Genomic DNA, 20,173 nt, shown 5'->3' on the forward strand with positions numbered 1-20,173 from the left:
CAACACGATTATTCCGGCGTTCGCCGATTTCGGCTCCCGAATTTTTATTGGACAGCCTCTCAACCATGTAAAAAAGCCGCATCCAAAGGATCTGGATGCGACTTATAATTCATTTCTTCGGCTTCATTGACGCAAGTTCTGTATTTAAAGCTTTAAACAATGCCACCACCATGAGAATCATGACAAAGGAGAACGGCAGCGCCGCTACAATAATCGTGTTCTGTACAGCGGTAAGGCCGCCAACCCATAGAAGGATGGCCGCAACCATCGATTGCGCAACGCCCCATAGAATCTTGATCTGGTTGCTTGGCAGCAATGAGCCATTGGTCGATTGCATCCCCAATACGAAAGTTGCCGAATCAGCAGATGTGATGAAGAAAGTGCTGACCAGCAAAATGGCGATAATTGATAGGATCATTCCTCCCGGCAATTCATTGAACATGCCGAACAGGGTTTGATCAATCGGCAAAGCAGTCAAGTCCACACCCGTTTTTTGGATATCGATTGCTGTAACGCCGAACGCGGCAAACCACAGCGAGCCGAAAACGGTTGGCGCCAATACGACGCCGATCAAGAACTCGCGGATCGTGCGCCCTTTGGAGACGCGTGCGATGAACATACTGACAAATGGTGCCCATGAAATCCACCATGCCCAGTAGAAAATCGTCCAACCATCAAGCCAGCTGCGGTTTTCGGCATCAAGCGGAGCTGACTCAAAACTCAGGCTGATCAAATTCTGGACATACGCACCAAAAGTTTCGGTAAACATATTTAAAATGAGCAGCGTTGGACCGAGAATTAAAACAAGGACCAACAAGGTGATGGCCAATATCATATTGGTATTCGACAAATACTTGATCCCTTTATTCAACCCGGACCAGGCGGAAATGATGAACAGCATAGTGACGACGGCGATAATCAGTATTTGCATCCATTCCGTTTGCGGAACGCCGATCAGATAGGAAATTCCTCCGTTAATTTGAGCAGCACCAAAGCCGAGCGAAGTCGCGACACCGAAGACGGTTGCGAAAACGGCCAGGATGTCGACCAGTGTGCCGAGCGGACCATTCATTCGGTCGCCAAAGATCGGCTTCAATGTTGATGAAATTAATGCAGGTTCGCCTTTGCGGAATTGGAAAAAGGCGAGGGATAAAGCGATGATGCCGTACATGGCCCAAACATGAATTCCCCAGTGATAATAAGTGCGCTGAAGCGATTCTTTGAAAGCGGCATCGGTTCCAGCTTCTGCCGTGGCTGGCTGTACCGCGAAATGGGATAGCGGTTCAGAGGCGCCGTAAAAGACGAGGCCAATTCCCATGCCGGCTGAAAACAGCATCGATAACCAGGTAAAGGTGGAAAATTCGGGTCTATCCTTATCTTTGCCAAGACGAATTTTTCCGTAAGGGCTGACAATGATGACAAAAACAAGAATCAATAAGACGGCCATAATGACCAAGTAATACCAGCCGAATGCAGTATTAATGAAGGTTCTGATACTGCCGGTTGCCGCTTCGAACATTGCCGGTGCGACCACACCGAAAATGACCGTTAAAATGACCAGGGCAAATGTGATATAAAAAACTTTTGTGGCTTTCTTCATGTTGCCTCCTGTTAACAATTTATTTGATACATAGTTGTTAAGAATACCGAAAGTCAACACTATAGTCAAATACCTTCTCGAGAAAAAAGAGCCGAATTTTATTCCTACTATATTAAGGTTCCATACAAAATAAAGAAGCCGCATCCCAAATTCCAGGATGCCGCTCCTATAGTACATGCATTTGCTATTTATCGATTGACTCCGCTTTATTTTTTATTCTGCAATACTGTTTTCACACCCCAATAACCTGCAGCTCTTTCGTCGCTTTCGTCAAATTTTCATAGCCGTCTTCGGTGATGACGATGAAGTCTTCAATTCTGACGCCGCCCCAGCCCGGGATGTAAATGCCGGGTTCGACCGTGATGACCATGCCGGGTTCGAGTACGGTATCGTCGGTCGCACGCATTGCGGGGCTTTCGTGCACCGCCAAGCCGATCGAATGGCCGAGGCTGTGGCCGAAATTATCTCCGTAACCGGCATCCGCAATGATGCCGCGCGCCAAGTCGTCCAGTTCCGAGCACACTTTGCCCGGGCCGATGGCAGCGAGTGAGGCTTCCTGCGCCCGTTTTACAATATTGTAGATTTCCACTTGTTTGTCGGTCGGTTCCCCCACCACCACGGTGCGCGTGAAATCGGTGTAATAGCCTTCGACTTTGGCACCGATATCCATCTTCACCAAATCGCCGACCTGGATGATGCGGTCAGTGGCCTGGCCATGCGGCAATGAAGCGCGGGGTCCTGAAGCGATGACATGATTTTCCTTGATGCCACCCGCTCCCGCTTTACGCATAAAGAATTCCAATTCGAGACCAAGTTCTTTCTCCGACATGCCCGGCTTGATAAAGGACAAGCTGTGCTCGAATGCGGCATCGCACATGGCAATCCCTTTTTTAAAATTCTCGATTTCTGTTGCGTCTTTGATCATCCGCAACTCGAAAAATCCGGGTTCGCTATTGAAAAAGTCGACGTTCGGATTCAGCGCCTCCAGTTCGCGAAACTCCTGAATCGGCAGCTTGCCTTCTTCTATGCCCACTTCACGGATGCCGTGTTTTTTGACAAGTTCCGTAACCGCTTCGTATGGTTTACGCTCGTGATTCACAACCGTTAAATCTGGTGCTTCCTGTTCCGCCTGGTCGATATACCGGAAATCCGTCAGCAGGTAAGCTTCGTTTAGTGTAATGAAAAGAATCCCACTCGATCCTTTGAAGCCGGAAAAGTATAAACGGTTTTCCGGGGAAGTCACCAGCACGGCCCTCTTGCCGTCTGCCAGCATTTTATTCCTCATTTTTTCTATTCGTTGTGCATTCATCTCATCCACTCCTTAAGTTTAAACATTCATGAAAGAGCGTGACACAGTCCTTTTCTAAATACAAATATTATTTTTTGAAAAATTAGAATTGCGGTTTAATATTTAAGCATTTTCAACTCCCAAAACCAGCTGCAGTAAAAGACGGTGGTTTATGATTAGTTTTATTAACCATTAAAGTAAATATGTTTAAACATTGATAACGTTGTATGCATATTACTATTATGATAAGTTGTTAACAGAAAATTAAATTTGTTACGACAATTCATTTTCATAAACTAGGGGGAATTATTATGCAGAACAAAAAACTTTTGACCGGCTTCATCCTGGTGCTTCTACTGGTCCTGATGTCTGCTTGTGCAGGCAGTGACGATTCGGAAACGCAATCTGGCGGAGAAGGTTCCGGCACAGATTCAGCGGAAGGCGGCGGCGACTTGGTTCTCGCAGTATTGAGCGATGCTTCCTCTCTTGATCCGCACGGCGCGAAAGACGTACCAACGTCTGTTGTGCTGAAAAATGTTTATGAACCGCTGGTGAAAACTGGCGAGAACAATGAAATCGAAGCGTCCCTTGCCGAATCATGGGAAGCGGTTGATGAAACGACTTGGTCCTTCCAATTGCGTGAAGGCGTAACTTTTCATGACGGCGAGCCCTTCAATGCTGAAGCGGTAAAAACCAATATTGACCGCTTGCTCGATGAAGATTTGGGTTCACCAAGCTATAACTTGTTCCAGATGATCACGGAAGTGGAAGTGGTCAGTGAATACGAAGTGCAAATTTCTACTGAATATCCATTCTCACCATTACTTTCCCATTTGTCGCATAATAGTGGCGGCATGATTTCTCCGGCTGTCATTGAAGCCGATTATGAAGCGATTGAAAATGGAGAAGATCCATTCGCCTATGTCTCAGCCAATCCGATGGGCACTGGATTCTTGAAATACGAGTCATGGGATCCCGGCTCGGAAGTCGTCCTTTCCAAATATGAAGACTATTGGGGCGAACCAGCTTTCGTCGACACGGTAACGTTCCGGGTCGTACCAGATTCCCAGGTACGGGCAGCGGATCTTGAAACCGGCAACGTTCATATTATTGATCCGGTCCAACCAAGTGAAGTCAGCCGCATCGAAAATTCTGATTCAGCCAGCATTCATCAGCAAGCTGGATCAAGTATCGCTTACCTTGGTTTCAATACAGAAAAAGAACCTTTCAACAATCCACTGGTTCGTCAGGCAATTTCACACGCCATTGACCGTGAAGCAATCATCAGTGGAATTTACGAAGACTTTGCCATTCCGGCAACCGGTCCAATAGCTCCCGGCATCTTCGGCTATAGTGAAGACGTCGAAGCAAGCAACTATGACATGGACGAAGCGCGCGCCCTGCTGGAAGAAGCCGGCATGAGCGACGGTTTTACCACTTCCATCTGGACGAACGACAACCCGCAGCGTCAATCAATCGCGGTCCTTGTCCAGGAAGCTCTTGCCGAATTGAACATCGAAGCTTCCATTGAAGTAATGGAATTCGGCAGTTACATCGATCAGACAGCTGCCGGTAATCATGATATGTTCATCCTTGGCCATTCAAATCCGACAGGCGACGCTGATTACCAAATGTACACATTGTTCCATTCTTCCCAAAAAGGGAATCCCGGCAACCGTTCTTTCTATGAAAATGCTGAAGTTGACGAATTGCTCGATCAGGCAAGACGCGAATCGGAACCCGATGAGCGTAAGGAAATTTATGCGGATGCAGCCCAAATTCTCGTTGAGGATGCCCCGATGGCATTCCTGCTTCACCAGGAATACCTGCTCGGAGTTGCTGATTCCGTTACCGGATTTGAAATTGATGAAGCCGGTATCTACAATCTTAAAAACGTGAAAATAGAACAATAATATCTTTTAGTGAAAAATCCTCTCCGACTTCTTGTCGGAGAGGATTTTTTTGGGCTTCGGAAATTTACTCATTTGCCGAATACCTCCTATATTTATAGTTGAAACCATATCTTGTCAGCTACGTATATATAATGAAGTTCGTTCCTGAGAGGGTTGATGATATGAAATTCTTACGCGAGATCGATGCAGATTCACTGATGCCTTTTATTGTGACCAGCGGGCTGATTTTGCTGCTGTCCGCTGCGATTTTGCCGGTTGTAGCCATCATGTTCATCCAGGACCTGCTGTTTTTTTCGCATGACCATATGTCGTTCATCCGCCCGCAGGACGCCTATCAAGGTTTCGCGATTGGCATGGTGTGGATCAGCCTGATGCTCTTTTCACTGTTGTTTACAAAATTATACGCAGAAATGAAAGGGAAGGAATTCAAACTGGCCGGTCTGCATGTGTTGCTGCTGGCGCTTGCCCTCCCAATCTTTGTATTATCGATTTATCATTATGCCTACCTGAGTGAGGACGGTGTCCAAGTCAACGCATTTTGGTCGTTATCTGAAAACAGCATGTCGTGGGACGATGTAACGGAAGTCACGCGGACGGTCGAAGCGAATACGTCGCGCGTTCTCGCCTATACCTTCGCAAACGGCGAAACCTCACTGACGATTCCATATGATTCCGAGGATTACAAGACGGTGCGGGCTATTAGTCGGATTTCTCAACAATACGACTGGACGACGGTGGATGTTTTTCTGGATACCGGGGAATCGTTGAAGCTTTTTGAGGAGGAGTGAACAACAGGCTTTCAGAATAAAGGTTTTTTGTTTTCGGGGTATAAAACATTGTATGACAATTCCGTTTTCTACATATACAAAAACATCCAATCCCATGAACGTTGCAGTCTCGGGATTGGATGTTTTTTGGATGCTGTTGATTACATTCTGTTCAAAACTCCTCCCAGAAATTTAAATCTGGAAAGAGTATTTCACGAAGAACCTTCTATTATAATACTATGACAGTTCCTGCTCCTTCTTGTCAGCAAGCCGCCATGCAAATCTAACTCCGACTATCGCCAGAACAATGGCCCCGATAACAGCCCCAACGTAAGCGGCTAACTCGTATCCTTGCAGTCCGGTATATTGATCGATATCAAGGTTCCCTAAAAACGTTCCCCCCACCACCAAGCCGAGGAAAGCGCCCCCAATAACTCCTACTACGAAACCTGTAACCCCGCCGATGATGCCCGGCAATAGCTTCCTTTTCATAGTCAATCAACCTCTCACTTTTGGTTGTATTATAGCATAGCAATATTGCCAGCAGTTCCCGGAGTTTCCTGCATCCGGAACAATGATGTTTATTGACATTTCCAGATAAATTTAGAGAAGCCGCCTCCCAAAACCCTCATGGTTTCGGGAGGCGGCTTCTTTTACAGGGGCGCGATTTTCAGAGTCACTTCTTGTACCACCAATTCAATCCACCGCTTCCGTATACGGCGACCCTCGCCAAATGGATCATCTACTCCATTCGTCAACTTTTACCTCCTTCACTTCCTCCTCCACCTTAATGTTTTCTTTGATACTGCCAACGGCGCGGCTGGCTAGGATCAAACTGCCCAGGAGATACAGCGTATTGCCATAGAATTCAGCCGAGTTGAGTAAATTGAGCATGCTGCCGAACACAAAGAACATTCCGACGAGCAGGTCATTGATCGTTCTCGTAAGTTTGCATTGCTTGGTAAAAATCACCCTCGAGGCTCCTGTTGTAATTTCCAGATAATCTCCCTTATCTTTCATACTCGGCATTCGTAATCCTCCTTTGATTTCAAAATGGCACGCTGCTTGAGTGGACTGGCTCCAAGGGTTTCTGCAATCGGAAGATTTAAATTGGTTTCTCTCTAAATAGCCGATTCCACTTCTTTTCAACCCTCTTTTAACGAAAAAAAAAATTAAAAAATTCGGGGTGTGAACCCGGACGAATTCACCTGTGGCCATTGTGCATTTATTTCCATAAACCCCCTCATTTTATCTGTTGGATCCAATTATAACTAGTTATTTTCTCGGATAAATATAGAAAATCTGCATGCGATTGTTATGAATGGAATGAAGCGTTTTTAATACAGTGGATTTTTGATGCATGCAGATCATATTTGTAAGATGTCTTCTATAACATTATAAAGAGTCTTAATCATTACGATCTACCAGCGACAATATGCACTCTAGGCGCGTTAGTGGACTAACCCCCACATCGTAGACATTTTAAAACTGCACCATGAACTGCACTTCCATTGTCAGACACCAATCTGATAAAGAAGGTGCAGTTTTTTCATGGTTAAATTTACATTTACAGAAAAGCATGAAAACATAAAAATGCATGCAGAATCCATTCCATTGCTGGATTTATTGGATGCCTCATGCATTTATTGGTTTTACCGGTATCGTGTGTGATGTGAGTGTCTATTCCTCTTGACTGGTCACAGCTTCAATATCATTCGTAAAGACACCTGTTGCACCCCAGGATTTCAATTTTTCTGCTTCACTTGGATCATCAACATTAAAAAGGTGGACCAGTAAGCCTGCTTCTCTTGCGGCAGTAATATATTCTTTATTCGTACCCTTAGGACTAAATCCTATTCCGGCAGCATACTGGGCTATTTGCTCAAAAGTTTCTGGAGAATTGTGTTTCCGATCAGAATCGGGTATCAGCTGTATGAGCGGTATGTCGCTGTTCAATTCGTGAATGGTTTTTAAGCTGTCTTCGCTGAAGGATTGGATAATCACTTTTCCTTTCGGCAGAGATTTATCCAACAAACCATTTTGATTGAGCGATTCGAGCAGTTTCTTTTCCATCTCATTGCTGTTGTTTGGCTGTTTGGTTTCAATATAATAATTGACACTATCACCAAATTCATCGAATATTTCCTGAAGGGTGGGGATTTGAGCGCCTATGAATTCATCTCTGGCCTTATCTGGATTTTCTTTATTAAACCAGGAACCTGCATCCATTTTTTTAATCTCATCCACTGTCATATTTGTTAGCTTTCCGCTCCCATCTGTCGTTCGGTCAACGGAATCATCGTGCATAGCAACCAAAACGTGGTCTTTTGTCATTTGCAAATCTATCTCGATGTAATCTGCTCCCATATCCTTCGCCATCTGATAGGCCTCCAAAGTATGCTCCGGAGCCTTCGCACTTGCTCCCCTATGGGCAATTATTAACATTTCGGAAGAATTCAGTGGTCCCTCCTCATTAAAGTTATGAAAAATTATGATGAACAAAGCACTAAAGAATATAAGGCTGACACTTAATACAAATAAGATCTTTTTCATCAATCTCACCGTCCATATGTATATATTAAAGGAGAACATCTAATTAGTGAACATCTCCACCGAAATTGCATTGTACAAGGGCAATTTCGGTCGAGATTTCTCAATCCAAAAAACCGTACTGAAAAATTTTCAGCACGGCTTTTTCATATTCAATGGATACATTTGTAAAGCTAATTCAATTACTTACTTCAACTGCAGCTTCCTTGAGTTTCTTCTCAAACAACTCCAGCAACTGATCTCTCAATTCCGGACGCTTCAACGCAAACTCAATCGTCGTCTCGATAAACCCGAATTTCTCCCCGACATCAAAACGGCGGCCGTCAAATTCATAGGCATACACGGACTGGCTCTCATTCAACTTCTGAATCGCATCCGTCAATTGGATTTCCCCGCCGGCACCTAATTGATGCTCGCCCAGGAAATCAAAAATCTCGGGCGTCAGCACATATCGGCCCATGATGGCGTAGTTTGACGGAGCAGTGCCAGCTGCAGGTTTTTCGACAAATTTATTAACCTCGATCAGTTTGCCGTCCACCGATACCGGATCGATGATGCCGTATCGCTGCGTATCTTCATCAGACACCTGTTTGACGCCAATGACGCTCTTGCCGATCTGCTCATGCTGATTCATTAATTGAAGCAATCCCGGCTCGTCGTTTTCAACGATGTCATCCCCCAGCAAAACTGCAAAAGGCTCATTACCTATAAATTTACGCGCAGACCAAATCGCGTGCCCTAAACCTAGCGGCTGTTTCTGGCGGATATAGTGAATTTCGACATTGGAAGTCTGCAGAACGGAATCCAGCATATCGGTCTTGCCTTTTTTTAATAAGGTTTCTTCCAGTTCGAAAGCATGGTCGAAATGGTCTTCGATTGCCCGCTTCCCTTTTCCTGTCACGATAATGATGTCTTCGATACCTGAAGCAATCGCTTCTTCCACTATGTATTGGATGGTCGGCTTATCAACGATCGGCAACATTTCTTTCGGCATGGCTTTCGTGGCAGGGAGGAAACGTGTTCCGAGTCCTGCTGCTGGGATAATCGCTTTTTTCACACGCATTTGGAGCACCTTCTCTTCTTGTCATTTATTTCTTATTCTAGTATATGCAATACCATTATTCCTTATTATAGTATACACAATACCATTCTGTGAACTGCTGCAATTCCTCTTACTTCTTACACTGCAAAGTAATAGATTAGTTCTCCATCGGATCCTCCGCCCAAGCATCCAAGGAATCCGTCACGGAATAGAGCGGAATTGAGAATCCGATGGCATTGCCGTCGTTATAGAGCAGGGAATTAATGCCGATCACACGGCCGCTTTCCGCATCGATCAACGGACCCCCACTGCTGCCCGGTGCAATCTGAGCATCAACCTGATAGATGTCTTCATACTGGTAATCAGAAGAGAAATCCCGATCGACTCCCGTCAAGTAGCCGATGGAGGCTGTGTTCTCGAAACCGTTCGGACTGCCAAGTGCAATGACTTCCGTGCCGACAGCCGTCGCTTCCATTTCGGTTACCAGCGGAGCCTCATCCTCGAAAGCCTCTACATGAATCAATGCAATGTCTTCCACATCCGAAATGCCAATGACTTTGCCCGCGAACTCTTTTCCATCAACATTGCGAAGCATGACATCTGTATGGCCCACTACAACATGCGCATTGGTAACCACCATTCCGAATTCGTTATATAAAAAGCCTGACCCCATCCCGGAATCCGTCAAGACCGTATAGACTTTTTGCTGGGTCTCTTTGATGAGCTCGGTTTTCGGTTTCTCCCCAGGTTCCCCTTCTTTTACAGGCGCTTCTGCCGACGGTTTTTCTTCAGCTTCAGCTGCAACTGAACTCTGAGCGCTATCGCCATCCCCAAATTGCTGTAGGCTATAACCGCCTCCGGCTAATAAAAGAAGAGCTGCCAAAGTGCCCAGCACTCTGCGTTTTTTCGGTTTCTTGTTTTTAGACTTCAACGATTTTCCGCATACTGCACATTTCTTTGCGCTGAAATCATTTCCTCTTCCACATTTCGGACAAAACACGCTGCCACTCCCTCGCCGTTTCTCATAAGCTTATTATAGGTTTTGTGAGTCAAAATTACTATGTAATTGGAATAATTTTTTGGGCAGTTCATTTTTTTCGTTGCCGGGAGAGGCACGATTACAACTATTTACACATCAACATAGAAAAGCTGCTTCTGGAAACCATACAGGTTTTTCAGAGGCAGCTTTCGTAGTGCGCAATTTTTATGAAATTCGATCAATAAAGTTAATGGTGCTTTGCACACGGGCAGGATTATAAATTTTCCCAGAAGCTGTTTTTGACTTACTGGAAGAAAGTCAAAGCATTTCATCCTCTATATAACGGAAAATAACGTGCATTCCTGATCTCGCTTTTTCTTGTCTTGTAATCTACAAGTCCGTTATAAACTTCTTCGTTTCTTACTTTCGTTCCGACTTCGAATTCTAAAGCCTCTCCCTTTGTGAAGCCACTTTTGAATCGATAAAGGTCTCCCATACCACCGCCCAAATGTAACTCCTTTTTTCCATTCTCGGTTCCCCAACGGCAAGCTTCGTATATAAGCAGGCTATTGCCGGCTAATTTGAAATATTCCGGATCGTTTGCAGTCAAATGGTAATGTATATAGTCTCCATGGTGGATAAGTAAGGACGCCGATATGTACTTCCCTTCGTGTTTAGCACTAATAATGAATTGTTTCCCTTTTAGCCTCTTAAAAGAGTTCATCAAAAATTCCTCTGTAAACAAATAGTAATCATCTACATTATTCTTTTTTGCCATTAAGTTATACAAGCGATAAAACTCTTTAACGGTGCTCCCTGTATAGTCATATTCAATTTCAACGTTGTTTTTCCAAGCGCGGCGAACTTGCGTTCTGGCTTTGGGAGAAAATTCATCCATGAAAAAGTCGTCTACCGTCAAATCGACAGCGGCAGTAAAACCATTATCTTTGATATTATAGATGGTTTCAAAATCACTCCTATTTTTAAGCCATGGGTTAAATCGGATATACTCAGCCACGATATTGTTTTTTTCGCAATACTGCTGAAATTCATCATCAAATAAGGCAACCAACTCTTCTTTTTTATCGGGATCACATCTCAAGATCAAAGGACCACTAAATCCATATGGCGTGATGGTGTCAAAATAGCCAACTTCCCCAGTCCTAAAAGGGACAGGCCTTAAAACAAACTGATAAAAGACGTGCCCAGTTTCATTTTCAAACTCAAAGATTTTCAGCTCTCCGCCGTCTTTGCTTTCATACGATTTGCCCCATTCCGGCAGAAAATAAATATCAGGTATTTTTGTCATAGCACTCAACCTCTCTTTTAGAAAAATCCATTTTATACGTTAAGTTTTTTCTTCTAAAACAGGCTATATATTTTCTTCTTTTTCAGAATTTCCATAGAAGCTTTGTCCAGCAGATTGTCCCTCCACTTCTACTCCCTCTCTTTTTAGAACCTTTATGATTGTGAGGGCTAATATTTTTAGATCAAGAAAAAAACTATGATTATCCACATACCAAACATCGAGTTTGAAGCGATTGCTCCATGATAAATCATTGCGTCCATTTACCTGAGCCCATCCAGTAATTCCAGGTTTGATGTCATGCCTTCTCATCTGTTCCGGTGAATATCTCTCCAAATAATCAGTAGCCAGTGGGCGTGGCCCTACCACACTCATATCACCCTTGAGGACGTTCATCAGTTCGGGAAGTTCATCCAAACTGGTGCTTCTTAAAAATCTCCCTAATCTGGTTAGACGGATATGATCCGGTAAATCCTTGCCGGTCTCATCTTTGGTATCGGTCATCGTCCTAAATTTATACATAATAAAAGCCTTCCCTTTCAGCCCTGGTCGTTCTTGCCTGAAAATAACAGGACTGCCCATATTGAAGTAGATTAAGACAGAAAGCACTAATAATATTGGCGATAAAACGATTAAACCGATCAATGAACTTCCGATGTCGAAAATGCTTTTGAATAAGTTTTTCATTATGCACCTCCAAGTAACTTGATTTTATGTCCTTCAGCATCCAAAGAGGCAATCACTTCTTTACCTTGGCCATCTTTTTTACAGTAAGCTGTTATTACCTCAATGATTCTTTTCATATCCTCTTCCGAATATCGTTGATCGCAAGGGATTGTAAGGATTTTGTTCGATATAATAGAAGGGTTCTTCATATTCAGGTTTTTGATGACATTCACAACCGGCCAGTGAACTGGAGGATAAATGTTATTTTTAATCAATTCCTTTTTTAACTGATCTCTTTGTTCAACGTATATAACAAATCCCAGCGGGGTATCGGATGGTTCTAATTTTCCACTGACGACATTTTCAGCACCAAAAACAGGTGAAAGAGACTGATAAAGAATGTTATAGTTTTCACGTCTTTTTTTCTTCATTTCTTCAACTTCATAAGTCCCAAAAACCATCTCCGATAACGGATCGATACGCTCTAAAGAAATTACTTGTTTTTCTACTGCCTCTCCAGCTTCTTTAAATAAGTTTAAATAGATTTCTTTTAAAGAATTACCGCCGGCTTCTTGAAGGTATTGTTCTTTCAGAACGGCTCCATATAGCCGCTTTTCAATGAGTGGATAGGAGTTGAAAGGAACCATATTTTTTTCAAGTTGGACTCTGTCATTCTTATCCTCCACTCCAATGGCAGCTCCTGAAGGAATTCCCATCCACTTTCTGAGGCTTGCGAGTTGAAAATGCCCCAATCCCTTCTCATCATTGAAAAAAGTATGGGTTCGATCTTCGATAACAGTCATTTCGTTTTTTAAATTCCGTAAAAATTCTTGCGTCGCTGCTGGTTCACTAACATTGAAGTAATTGAGTATATACACACCTTCGGACCTTTTCAGCTTCTTTTTCAAATCTGTTACATCAATTCTCAAACTTTGGTCTACATTGTAAAACTCCACTTTTGAATTCATTTCTAAAAAGGGTTTATAAATACTCCCACATAAATAATTTGGCAAGAGAAAACTGTCTATTTTTTTTTCATCACGCAAGAAAGTCAGTATGGTTTTAATAGCCGCTTGGCCAGAAGAAAAAAACAGCTGATCTGGATAATGTTCTTTTTCTTTTCCTTGAATGGCAATGCTCATTTCAAACTCTCCACCGATCTCCATATAACTCCCTCCCCCCTTTTTTCTTCGCGTATATAGTGTTGCTTATAAATACATCCCGGAAACTCTTCCCTCCAATTACAACCGTATAGAAACAAAGTTAAAAGAAAGTTAAATCTATACCAACCTTGTGCAAATACATAAAGCAAAAAATTTGAAGGAGTCATTCCTGAATTCCGGGAATTTCGATCAACGCTATGAGAAAGACGGCAATTAGGACTTTTTAACATGAAAACGCAAAAGCCGTACCGGACACCACTGGGATTGCCGGTACGGCTCTAACTGGTTACTATTTTTTTGCGCTTCTAACGCTACTTTTTGATATTCATCGATGCCAGTTCCGTATTTATCAACACCGTTATGACCTTCAATTTCTCCGCAAGCTAAACCCCCATATAGTACGTATCCGGCTTTTCCGGATCAAACAACTCGTTAGCCCACATCACTGTAATCATCTCGGTGTTTCCAAGATTTTCGATGTTATGCGTATAACCGACCGGTATATCGACCACTTCCATGTCGTTTCCATCGACATGGTATTCGATTACCTCGTCCGAATCGATTTTCCGGAAACGAATAACGCCTTTGCCGCTAACCACCAGGAATTTTTCGTTTTTCGTATGGTGCCAGTGATTTCCTTTAGTAATCCCAGGTTTCGAACGATTTATCGACACTTGCCCGTGCCCCTTTGTCCGAAGAAATTCCGTGAATGACCCTCTGTCGTCCCTATTCACTTTCAGCTGATATGAAAAGCGATCTTCCGGCAAATAGCTCAAATACGTGCTGTATAATTTCTTGGTTAAAGAATCTTCCATATCGGGAAGCTCCAAATTTGTGCGGCTTTCCCTGAATTGCCGGATCGTATCAGCCAGTTCACCGACACTTATCGCATGCACTTCCGGCACTCGGCAAAACTTGCCGTTGCGAGTCGGATGGCCCGCCAGCGCTCGTTTGAATTCTTCCAGCACATCGTCGATATAGCACAATTCGAGCTTTGCATCTGGATCATTCACTTGCACGGGAAGATCCCGAGCGACATTGTGGCAGAATGTCGCGACCACCGAGTTGTAATTCGGTCTGCTCCATTTGCCGAATAAATTCACCAGCCTGTAGACGAACACATCGGTTCCTGTTTCTTCGGCGTATTGGAAAAACAACTCTTCTCCGGCTTTTTTGCTGCAGCCGTAGGGATTGTCCTTTTCCGCCTGGATAGATGAAGACACCACGATTGGCGCCTGATTGCCGTATTTTTTCATAAAAGCCAGTAACTCTGAAACCAGACCATGGTTGCCGGCCATATAATCCTCTTCCTTTTCTGGACGGTTAACCCCCGCCAAGTGGAAGACAAAATCACATTCCGCTGTGTACTGTTCCAAATCGGCTAATGAGTTTTTTCTGGAATAAAGCAATAAATCCTTGAAACCCTGATTCCTCAGTTCCGCAGTCAGGTTCCTGCCGACAAACCCTTCCGCGCCCGTAACCAAGATCTTCAACTTGGAATACCGAAATTGACATTCGCCGGATTAATAATGTTCAATTCTTCCTGGATAAACGGCAGTTGCAGGAGCAATTGTTTGATTTCTTCGACAGTCAGTCTTTTCGTATTATGCGAATTGTATTCCTTTTCCGTAGAAAGCTTCTGGTCGCCTTTATTGAAATATTTCTCGTAATTTAAGTCGCGTTGGTCGGCTGGTACCCGGTAAAAACCTTCCAGGTCCTGCGCGACGATATGTTCTTCACGGGTCAGCAACGTTTCAAATTCCTTTTCGCCGTGCCGTGTGCCGATGATTTTCACTTCATTGTCCGCTCCGAACAGTTCTTTAAGCGCCTGCGCCAGGTCTTCGATGGTCGAAGCCGGGGCTTTCTGCACCATGATGTCCCCCGCATTCGCATTCTCGAAGGCAAAGACTACCAGTTCCACTGCATCTTCAAGGCTCATCAGAAAACGCGTCATGTTTGGATCCGTCACCGTCAGCGGATTGCCCGCTTTGATCTGTTCCACAAAGAGCGGAATCACCGAACCTCTTGAACCCATAACATTACCGTAGCGCGTGCCGCAAATTAACGTCTTTTCAGGAGAAACCGTCTTGGCCTTCGCCACGAACACTTTTTCCATCATTGCCTTTGAGATTCCCATCGCGTTAATCGGGTAAGCTGCCTTGTCGGTCGACAAGCAAATAACTTTTTTAACACCGCAACCGATCGAGGCATTCAAAACGTTTTCCGTGCCGATGACATTTGTTTTGACCGCTTCCATCGGAAAGAATTCACATGATGGCACCTGTTTGAGAGCAGCAGCGTGGAAGACAAAATCGACATCGTTCATCGCATATTTCACACTGGCCAGATCCCGCACGTCGCCGATATAGAATTTCAGTTTGTCATTATTATAGCGTCTCCGCATGTCATCCTGCTTTTTCTCGTCTCTTGAAAAAATCCGAATTTCCTTGATGTCCGTGTACAGGAACCGCTCCATTACGGCATTTCCGAAAGAGCCTGTACCGCCCGTGATGAGTAATATTTTGTCTTTGAACAATATTCCCCACTCCCATCTTTGATAAAATGCCGCATGATGATTTTATATGACTCACTCACGTGAAACTCTTTCTCCAAGTAACTTCTTCCATTTTCGCCCAGTTGCCGCAATTTCCCCCGGTCCCGCTTGATCTGTTCGATCGCATCCTGGAAATCCTCCAGTTCGCCCGCCTCCGCGTAATAACCGCAGTTCGCATTATAGATGATATCCTTCAGGTCGGTATTTGGATCGGTAACCGCCAGAATAGGCTTGGCTCGGTCCATATAAGCTGTCAGCCGGGAAGGGATATTGGGGATCGTAAAACGCCGGTCGAGGTAAATCATCCCGACATCCGCCGAATCCACAACCCTATCGAATTCCTCTTTTGGCATGAAACTCTCCAGTCGAACATTTTCCGGCTGCGTCTGTTTGATATAATTTTCAATTTTCGAAAATTCCGTCCCCGAGCCGACGAACAGGAAGTACATCTCATCGTGATTACGATAAAGCTCAATCGACCGGATGAGGTAATCAATGCCCTGCGGCTTGCCGAAATTGCCTCCGTATAAGAAGAGTAAAGCATATTCCGGAATACCCAGCTTTTTCCTGATATGCGTCCGACTAACTTTTTGCGTTCTGTCCCCCGGCAAGATCGTATTGGGGTTAACCTCCACTTTGTCCATCGGAATTTCCGGATTGTGCTCAAGCACATAGCGCCGGTTTCCTTCCGACATGCAGCCAATGACATCACTGATTCCGTAAAGATGTTTTTCTTTTCGGCGGAAATACGTGTGCAGCATGCTGTTTTCCTTGATCATTCCGATATCCACCGCATTCTGCGGGAAGATATCTTTCAGCAATAAATAAGTCATTCCGTCTCCGTGCATATTTTTCAAGTATTTGACTACCCGTTCGAACGTGATCGGCGGAGTCGAATAAAGGATGAGGTCAAATTTCTTTCCACCGAGATGCATTTTGATGGCTTTAATGAACTGGTCCTCAAGAAGCAGGGTGCTGACGCCTTTTTCCAACAGGCTTGTCTGTGTAATATTGCCGGTGCGCACCTTTAGAATCGGGATCCCATCCACTTCACGCAGCTCTGTCTGGCGGTGTTGGCGTTTTTCTGTCTGGCAGACGACGGTGACGCCGTGGCCGTTGCGCTTGAATTCCTGCATGAGATCGGAATAGATGTCGTTGTGCCTGGCGTTTTCGGGATACCCTAAGGTGATGAAAATAACTTCCATTCTGCCACTCCTTTGCAAACTCTAGAATTATGATTAAATCTAATAGTAAGGAGAGCAGGTTAAAAAGAGGTTAAGGATTGCCAGTTATTTGAATATTCTAACTTATGTAATTTATAAGGAGGATTGAATGTAAAAACATATTAACAATTCGACGTCCATTTCGTGGGATGCATTCCGCTGGCACAAAATCAGCCAATGCAGCCGACACTTTCATTACCATCCTTGGCATTTTTAAAAAAATGCCAAAAAGCCAGTGCAGAAGATTCACCTTCCGCACTGGCTTCATATTTTTAACCAAAAGTGTTTCATACTTAACCTATTAAAATAAATTTGTCTATATCCATCTATGTCAGCTCCTTCAATTGTTTTTACTTCCGGAACCTACCGCTTGATGGAAACGCCTTTCTCTTCGCGCGATATGTAGGCAAGAATTCTTCGTCGCTTTCTTGTTCTATTTTCACAGGCGAAAAATTGACGGATTTTGAAAGCCCAAATCGATTCGGACTCGGAGACGAACACTACCACTTTTCCTTTTCAACCAGGATAACCGCTTCTCTTCAATAATTAAAACAGCATTCAATCAGGTCCATGACGGGCTCGAACGCTGTTTTATTTGTTCGAATTGTTTTCAGTTGATGTCTTGATTGACTTTCAAGTTCAGGCGATAAGCCGGAAAGAACAAATCTTCTTCTTCCACTCCCACTTCTTTGCACAGCATGTCATAGACTCCCCTGTTCCAAATCTTTTTGCCGATATGGAATTCCAGTTCCTGCCCTTTGCCGTATTTCTTCTTGTAAAGGTATAATTTATCGTCCGGCTCGTTTGTCCGCCCGCCACCATGGTGGATTAACCGGATACCGTTGTCCATTCCCCATTCCATCAATGCATATTGCAAGATGTTTGGCGCATACAGATGATGATATTCTTCGAGGCTCCCGGTCAAATGAACATGCAGCAGATCATCGCTGACAAAGTTCAGGCTCATGGCAATCAGGATGCCCCGCCAGCTCACTTCCACGACGACGAGCTGCGGACCCAACAGTGTAAGGCATTGTTCAAAATACAATTCGTCAAAATAATAATAATCGTCAGCATTATTGCGTTTCATCGTTTTGAGATACAAGTCACGGAAACGGTCAAGATTATCCGGGTTTACCGTTACTTTATATTCGACTCCGCTCTTCAGGCCTTTTCGGATATCCCTTCTGACAGAAGCAGAGTATTCACTAATCAGAGGATTTTCCGTTTCTATCAGACGCGTCTGGATGGTATAGCGCATAAAAGCGGTTTCGTAGCTGTCCGTAAAATCTGAGACATTTTCCAATACCGGGTGGAAACGGATAAATTCGCTGACGATATTTTCGTTCCTGCAGTATTCTTCGAATGCCCGGTTGAAATCTGCGACCAGCTCCTTTTTGTCCGACTCATCTACTGCCTCCACAAGCGGACCGCCGTAGCCATATGGAGTGATCAAATCAAAATAGGAAGTTCCCTCTTTTATTACAATAGGGATTAACCGTTTGATGAACAGATGCCTGACTGATCCCAACACATTCCGGTATTCAAAAGTTACACAACTGCCACTTTCCCTTGTTTCGTATAGCGCACCGTAATCTTTATTGAAATAAATATCAGTCAATCCTTTCACCTCGTTTGTTCGGTTGATTGGTTGCTGCCGCTCTACTTGTTCCCCAACTTTAAAGGCAATTGGTTAAATGCAGGTAAAAAATGGGCTAATGAGAAATAAAAAAGATAAATGGTTGTAATAAAATGAAAGAGAGCGTGGAAAATGACAGTCAGTCTTTATTCACCGTTAACCTACACCGAACCAACTGTTTTTAGTGCTTTATTGCGATATGCCGGAAAAAAGTTACTTTCGTAATCGGCGTTAGTGGCATCGCATAATGCCGAGTAGATTTCTCTATCCCAAACTTTCCTGCCGATATGAAAAGAAAATTTAGTATGTTTACCGAATTGTTTTTTGAACAGGTACAAACTGTCATCCAGGCTATTCGATAAACCGCCTCCGCTGTGGAGCAGATGATAGCCGTTTTCCTTGCCCCAACGGACAGTGGCATAATGCATGATATAGGCCGGATAAAAATGATGGAATTTCTCATCGCCCCCCGACAGATGGGTATGCAGGCGCTTCTTGTATTTAAAAGTCAGAGTCATTCCGATAGTGTATCCTTCATACTGGGCTTCCGTAAGCAAGAGACGATCTCCAAAATTCTCCAACAACCCCTCGAAATATTCGTTATCAAAAAAATAATATTCATCCGCATTTTTACGTTTCATCGTTGTGAAGTAGATGTCCTTGAAAGCATCCAGATTCTTTGGATTTTCAATCACCCGATAAGTGACTCCTTCTTTGATCGCTCTGCGGATATTTTTTCTTGTCGTCTTCGAAAACTCCACGGCCACCGGATCTTCAAAAGCTAGGAGGTTTGTCCCGACAGTCGGTCTCATATATCGCACATCATAGACTTCCTTAAAATCCTCCGCATTGTCCAGTAATGGATGAAAGCGGATAAATTCGCTGACGATCTTTTCTTCCCTACAATACTGGGCAAACGCCTTGCCGAACTCGCGCACCAACTGCTTCCGGTTTTCCAGACTGCATTCTGAAATTACCGGTCCTCCATATCCATAAGGTGTCACAATGTCATAATAGACTTGGCCATTAATGGACTCAGGAATGTTACGTTGGATGAACATATGTCGAACTGTACCGAGCGAATTTTTATATTCAAATATCTCACAGATACCATTTTCGATATTTTCATACAGTTCTCCATACCTCTTATCTAAATATAAATCTATCAATTCCATCCCAACTTTCATGAAAAATTATGCTCCTATTCATCGATAAGGCAATAATATCCCCAAAATGTTAAGCGGAAGTTAAATCATGTATTTATTTTATTGATGGCTTGAAAAGCTTTTATACCTGCTTGCTCTACCGTCTTTTTTCTCCCCATCTTTTTCCAATAATATCTGGCGTCCAGCAGATGATGATTCCAGTAGCTGAACTAAAAATCAACACATCTGCAGCTCGATAATATGAATGGAGAACTGGGACTCGATCACCTGATAACGTGGACGAAGTATCTCGAAAAAACTTGAATACCCCAAAAATG

Annotated in this window: 17 protein-coding genes; 1 reads left to right on the forward strand and 16 read right to left on the reverse strand. The window is 43.8% G+C overall.

All coding sequences use genetic code 11. From position 1 onward, the window contains the following. Window positions 1-109 precede the first annotated feature (109 nt). Window positions 110-1,600, reverse strand: a complete 1,491-nt coding sequence (locus DHX103_RS03545; protein ID WP_422123895.1) for a glycine betaine uptake BCCT transporter — start codon at window positions 1,598-1,600, stop codon at window positions 110-112. Window positions 1,601-1,832: 232 nt separating this feature from the next. Further along, entirely contained in the window at window positions 1,833-2,909 is a 1,077-nt protein-coding gene (locus DHX103_RS03550) for a M24 family metallopeptidase (protein ID WP_422123896.1), read from the reverse strand. A 290-nt stretch (window positions 2,910-3,199) separates the two neighbouring features. On the opposite strand from DHX103_RS03550, the gene DHX103_RS03555 reads away from it, so the two are divergent. Continuing rightward, window positions 3,200-4,801 (forward strand): glutathione ABC transporter substrate-binding protein, encoded by a 1,602-nt coding sequence (locus DHX103_RS03555; RefSeq protein ID WP_422123897.1) that lies wholly within the window; start codon window positions 3,200-3,202, stop codon window positions 4,799-4,801. 585 nt (window positions 4,802-5,386) lie between these two features. On the opposite strand, the gene DHX103_RS03560 is transcribed toward DHX103_RS03555, so the two are convergent. From DHX103_RS03560 to DHX103_RS03625, 14 genes are all read right to left on the reverse strand, one after another. Continuing rightward, entirely contained in the window at window positions 5,387-5,467 is an 81-nt protein-coding gene (locus tag DHX103_RS03560; protein ID WP_422124717.1) for a hypothetical protein, read from the reverse strand. A gap of 338 nt (window positions 5,468-5,805) precedes the next feature. Beyond that, window positions 5,806-6,060 (reverse strand): hypothetical protein, encoded by a 255-nt coding sequence (locus DHX103_RS03565; protein ID WP_422123898.1) that lies wholly within the window; start codon window positions 6,058-6,060, stop codon window positions 5,806-5,808. 246 nt (window positions 6,061-6,306) lie between these two features. Further along, a complete protein-coding gene (locus tag DHX103_RS03570; RefSeq protein ID WP_422123899.1) occupies window positions 6,307-6,597 on the reverse strand; it encodes a YrhK family protein in 291 nt (96 codons plus the stop codon). Between the two features lie 651 nt (window positions 6,598-7,248). Continuing rightward, complete coding sequence (locus tag DHX103_RS03575; RefSeq protein ID WP_422123900.1) at window positions 7,249-8,121, reverse strand: glycerophosphodiester phosphodiesterase; 873 nt, start codon at window positions 8,119-8,121, stop codon at window positions 7,249-7,251. 175 nt (window positions 8,122-8,296) lie between these two features. Further along, window positions 8,297-9,181 (reverse strand): UTP--glucose-1-phosphate uridylyltransferase GalU, encoded by an 885-nt coding sequence (gene galU / locus DHX103_RS03580; protein WP_422123901.1) that lies wholly within the window; start codon window positions 9,179-9,181, stop codon window positions 8,297-8,299. A 136-nt stretch (window positions 9,182-9,317) separates the two neighbouring features. Further along, a complete protein-coding gene (locus DHX103_RS03585) occupies window positions 9,318-10,091 on the reverse strand; it encodes a S1C family serine protease (RefSeq protein ID WP_422123902.1) in 774 nt (257 codons plus the stop codon). 376 nt (window positions 10,092-10,467) lie between these two features. Further along, a complete protein-coding gene (locus tag DHX103_RS03590; RefSeq protein WP_422123903.1) occupies window positions 10,468-11,448 on the reverse strand; it encodes a lipid II:glycine glycyltransferase FemX in 981 nt (326 codons plus the stop codon). A gap of 63 nt (window positions 11,449-11,511) precedes the next feature. After that, window positions 11,512-12,132 (reverse strand): sugar transferase, encoded by a 621-nt coding sequence (locus DHX103_RS03595; protein WP_422123904.1) that lies wholly within the window; start codon window positions 12,130-12,132, stop codon window positions 11,512-11,514. Further along, on the reverse strand, window positions 12,132-13,277 hold the full coding sequence (locus DHX103_RS03600; RefSeq protein ID WP_422123905.1) for a hypothetical protein: 1,146 nt from the start codon (window positions 13,275-13,277) through the stop codon (window positions 12,132-12,134). The genes DHX103_RS03595 and DHX103_RS03600 overlap by 1 nt, the downstream gene beginning before the upstream one ends. A gap of 380 nt (window positions 13,278-13,657) precedes the next feature. Continuing rightward, on the reverse strand, window positions 13,658-14,767 hold the full coding sequence (locus DHX103_RS03605; protein WP_422123906.1) for a capsular polysaccharide biosynthesis protein CapF: 1,110 nt from the start codon (window positions 14,765-14,767) through the stop codon (window positions 13,658-13,660). Further along, window positions 14,764-15,810 carry a polysaccharide biosynthesis protein gene (locus tag DHX103_RS03610; protein WP_422123907.1) on the reverse strand — a complete coding sequence of 349 codons (1,047 nt, stop codon included), beginning with the start codon at window positions 15,808-15,810 and terminating at the stop codon, window positions 14,764-14,766. The genes DHX103_RS03605 and DHX103_RS03610 overlap by 4 nt, the downstream gene beginning before the upstream one ends. Next, window positions 15,750-17,033, reverse strand: a complete 1,284-nt coding sequence (locus DHX103_RS03615; RefSeq protein ID WP_422123908.1) for a glycosyltransferase family 4 protein — start codon at window positions 17,031-17,033, stop codon at window positions 15,750-15,752. Before DHX103_RS03615 ends, DHX103_RS03610 begins: the two co-directional genes overlap by 61 nt. Before the next feature lie 628 nt (window positions 17,034-17,661). After that, window positions 17,662-18,672, reverse strand: a complete 1,011-nt coding sequence (locus DHX103_RS03620) for a GNAT family N-acetyltransferase (protein ID WP_422123909.1) — start codon at window positions 18,670-18,672, stop codon at window positions 17,662-17,664. 179 nt (window positions 18,673-18,851) lie between these two features. Then, window positions 18,852-19,877 carry a peptidoglycan bridge formation glycyltransferase FemA/FemB family protein gene (locus DHX103_RS03625; protein ID WP_422123910.1) on the reverse strand — a complete coding sequence of 342 codons (1,026 nt, stop codon included), beginning with the start codon at window positions 19,875-19,877 and terminating at the stop codon, window positions 18,852-18,854. Window positions 19,878-20,173: the final 296 nt, after the last annotated feature.

This window comes from Planococcus daihaiensis, assembly GCF_049262615.1.
In the GTDB taxonomy this organism is placed as follows: domain Bacteria; phylum Bacillota; class Bacilli; order Bacillales_A; family Planococcaceae; genus Planococcus.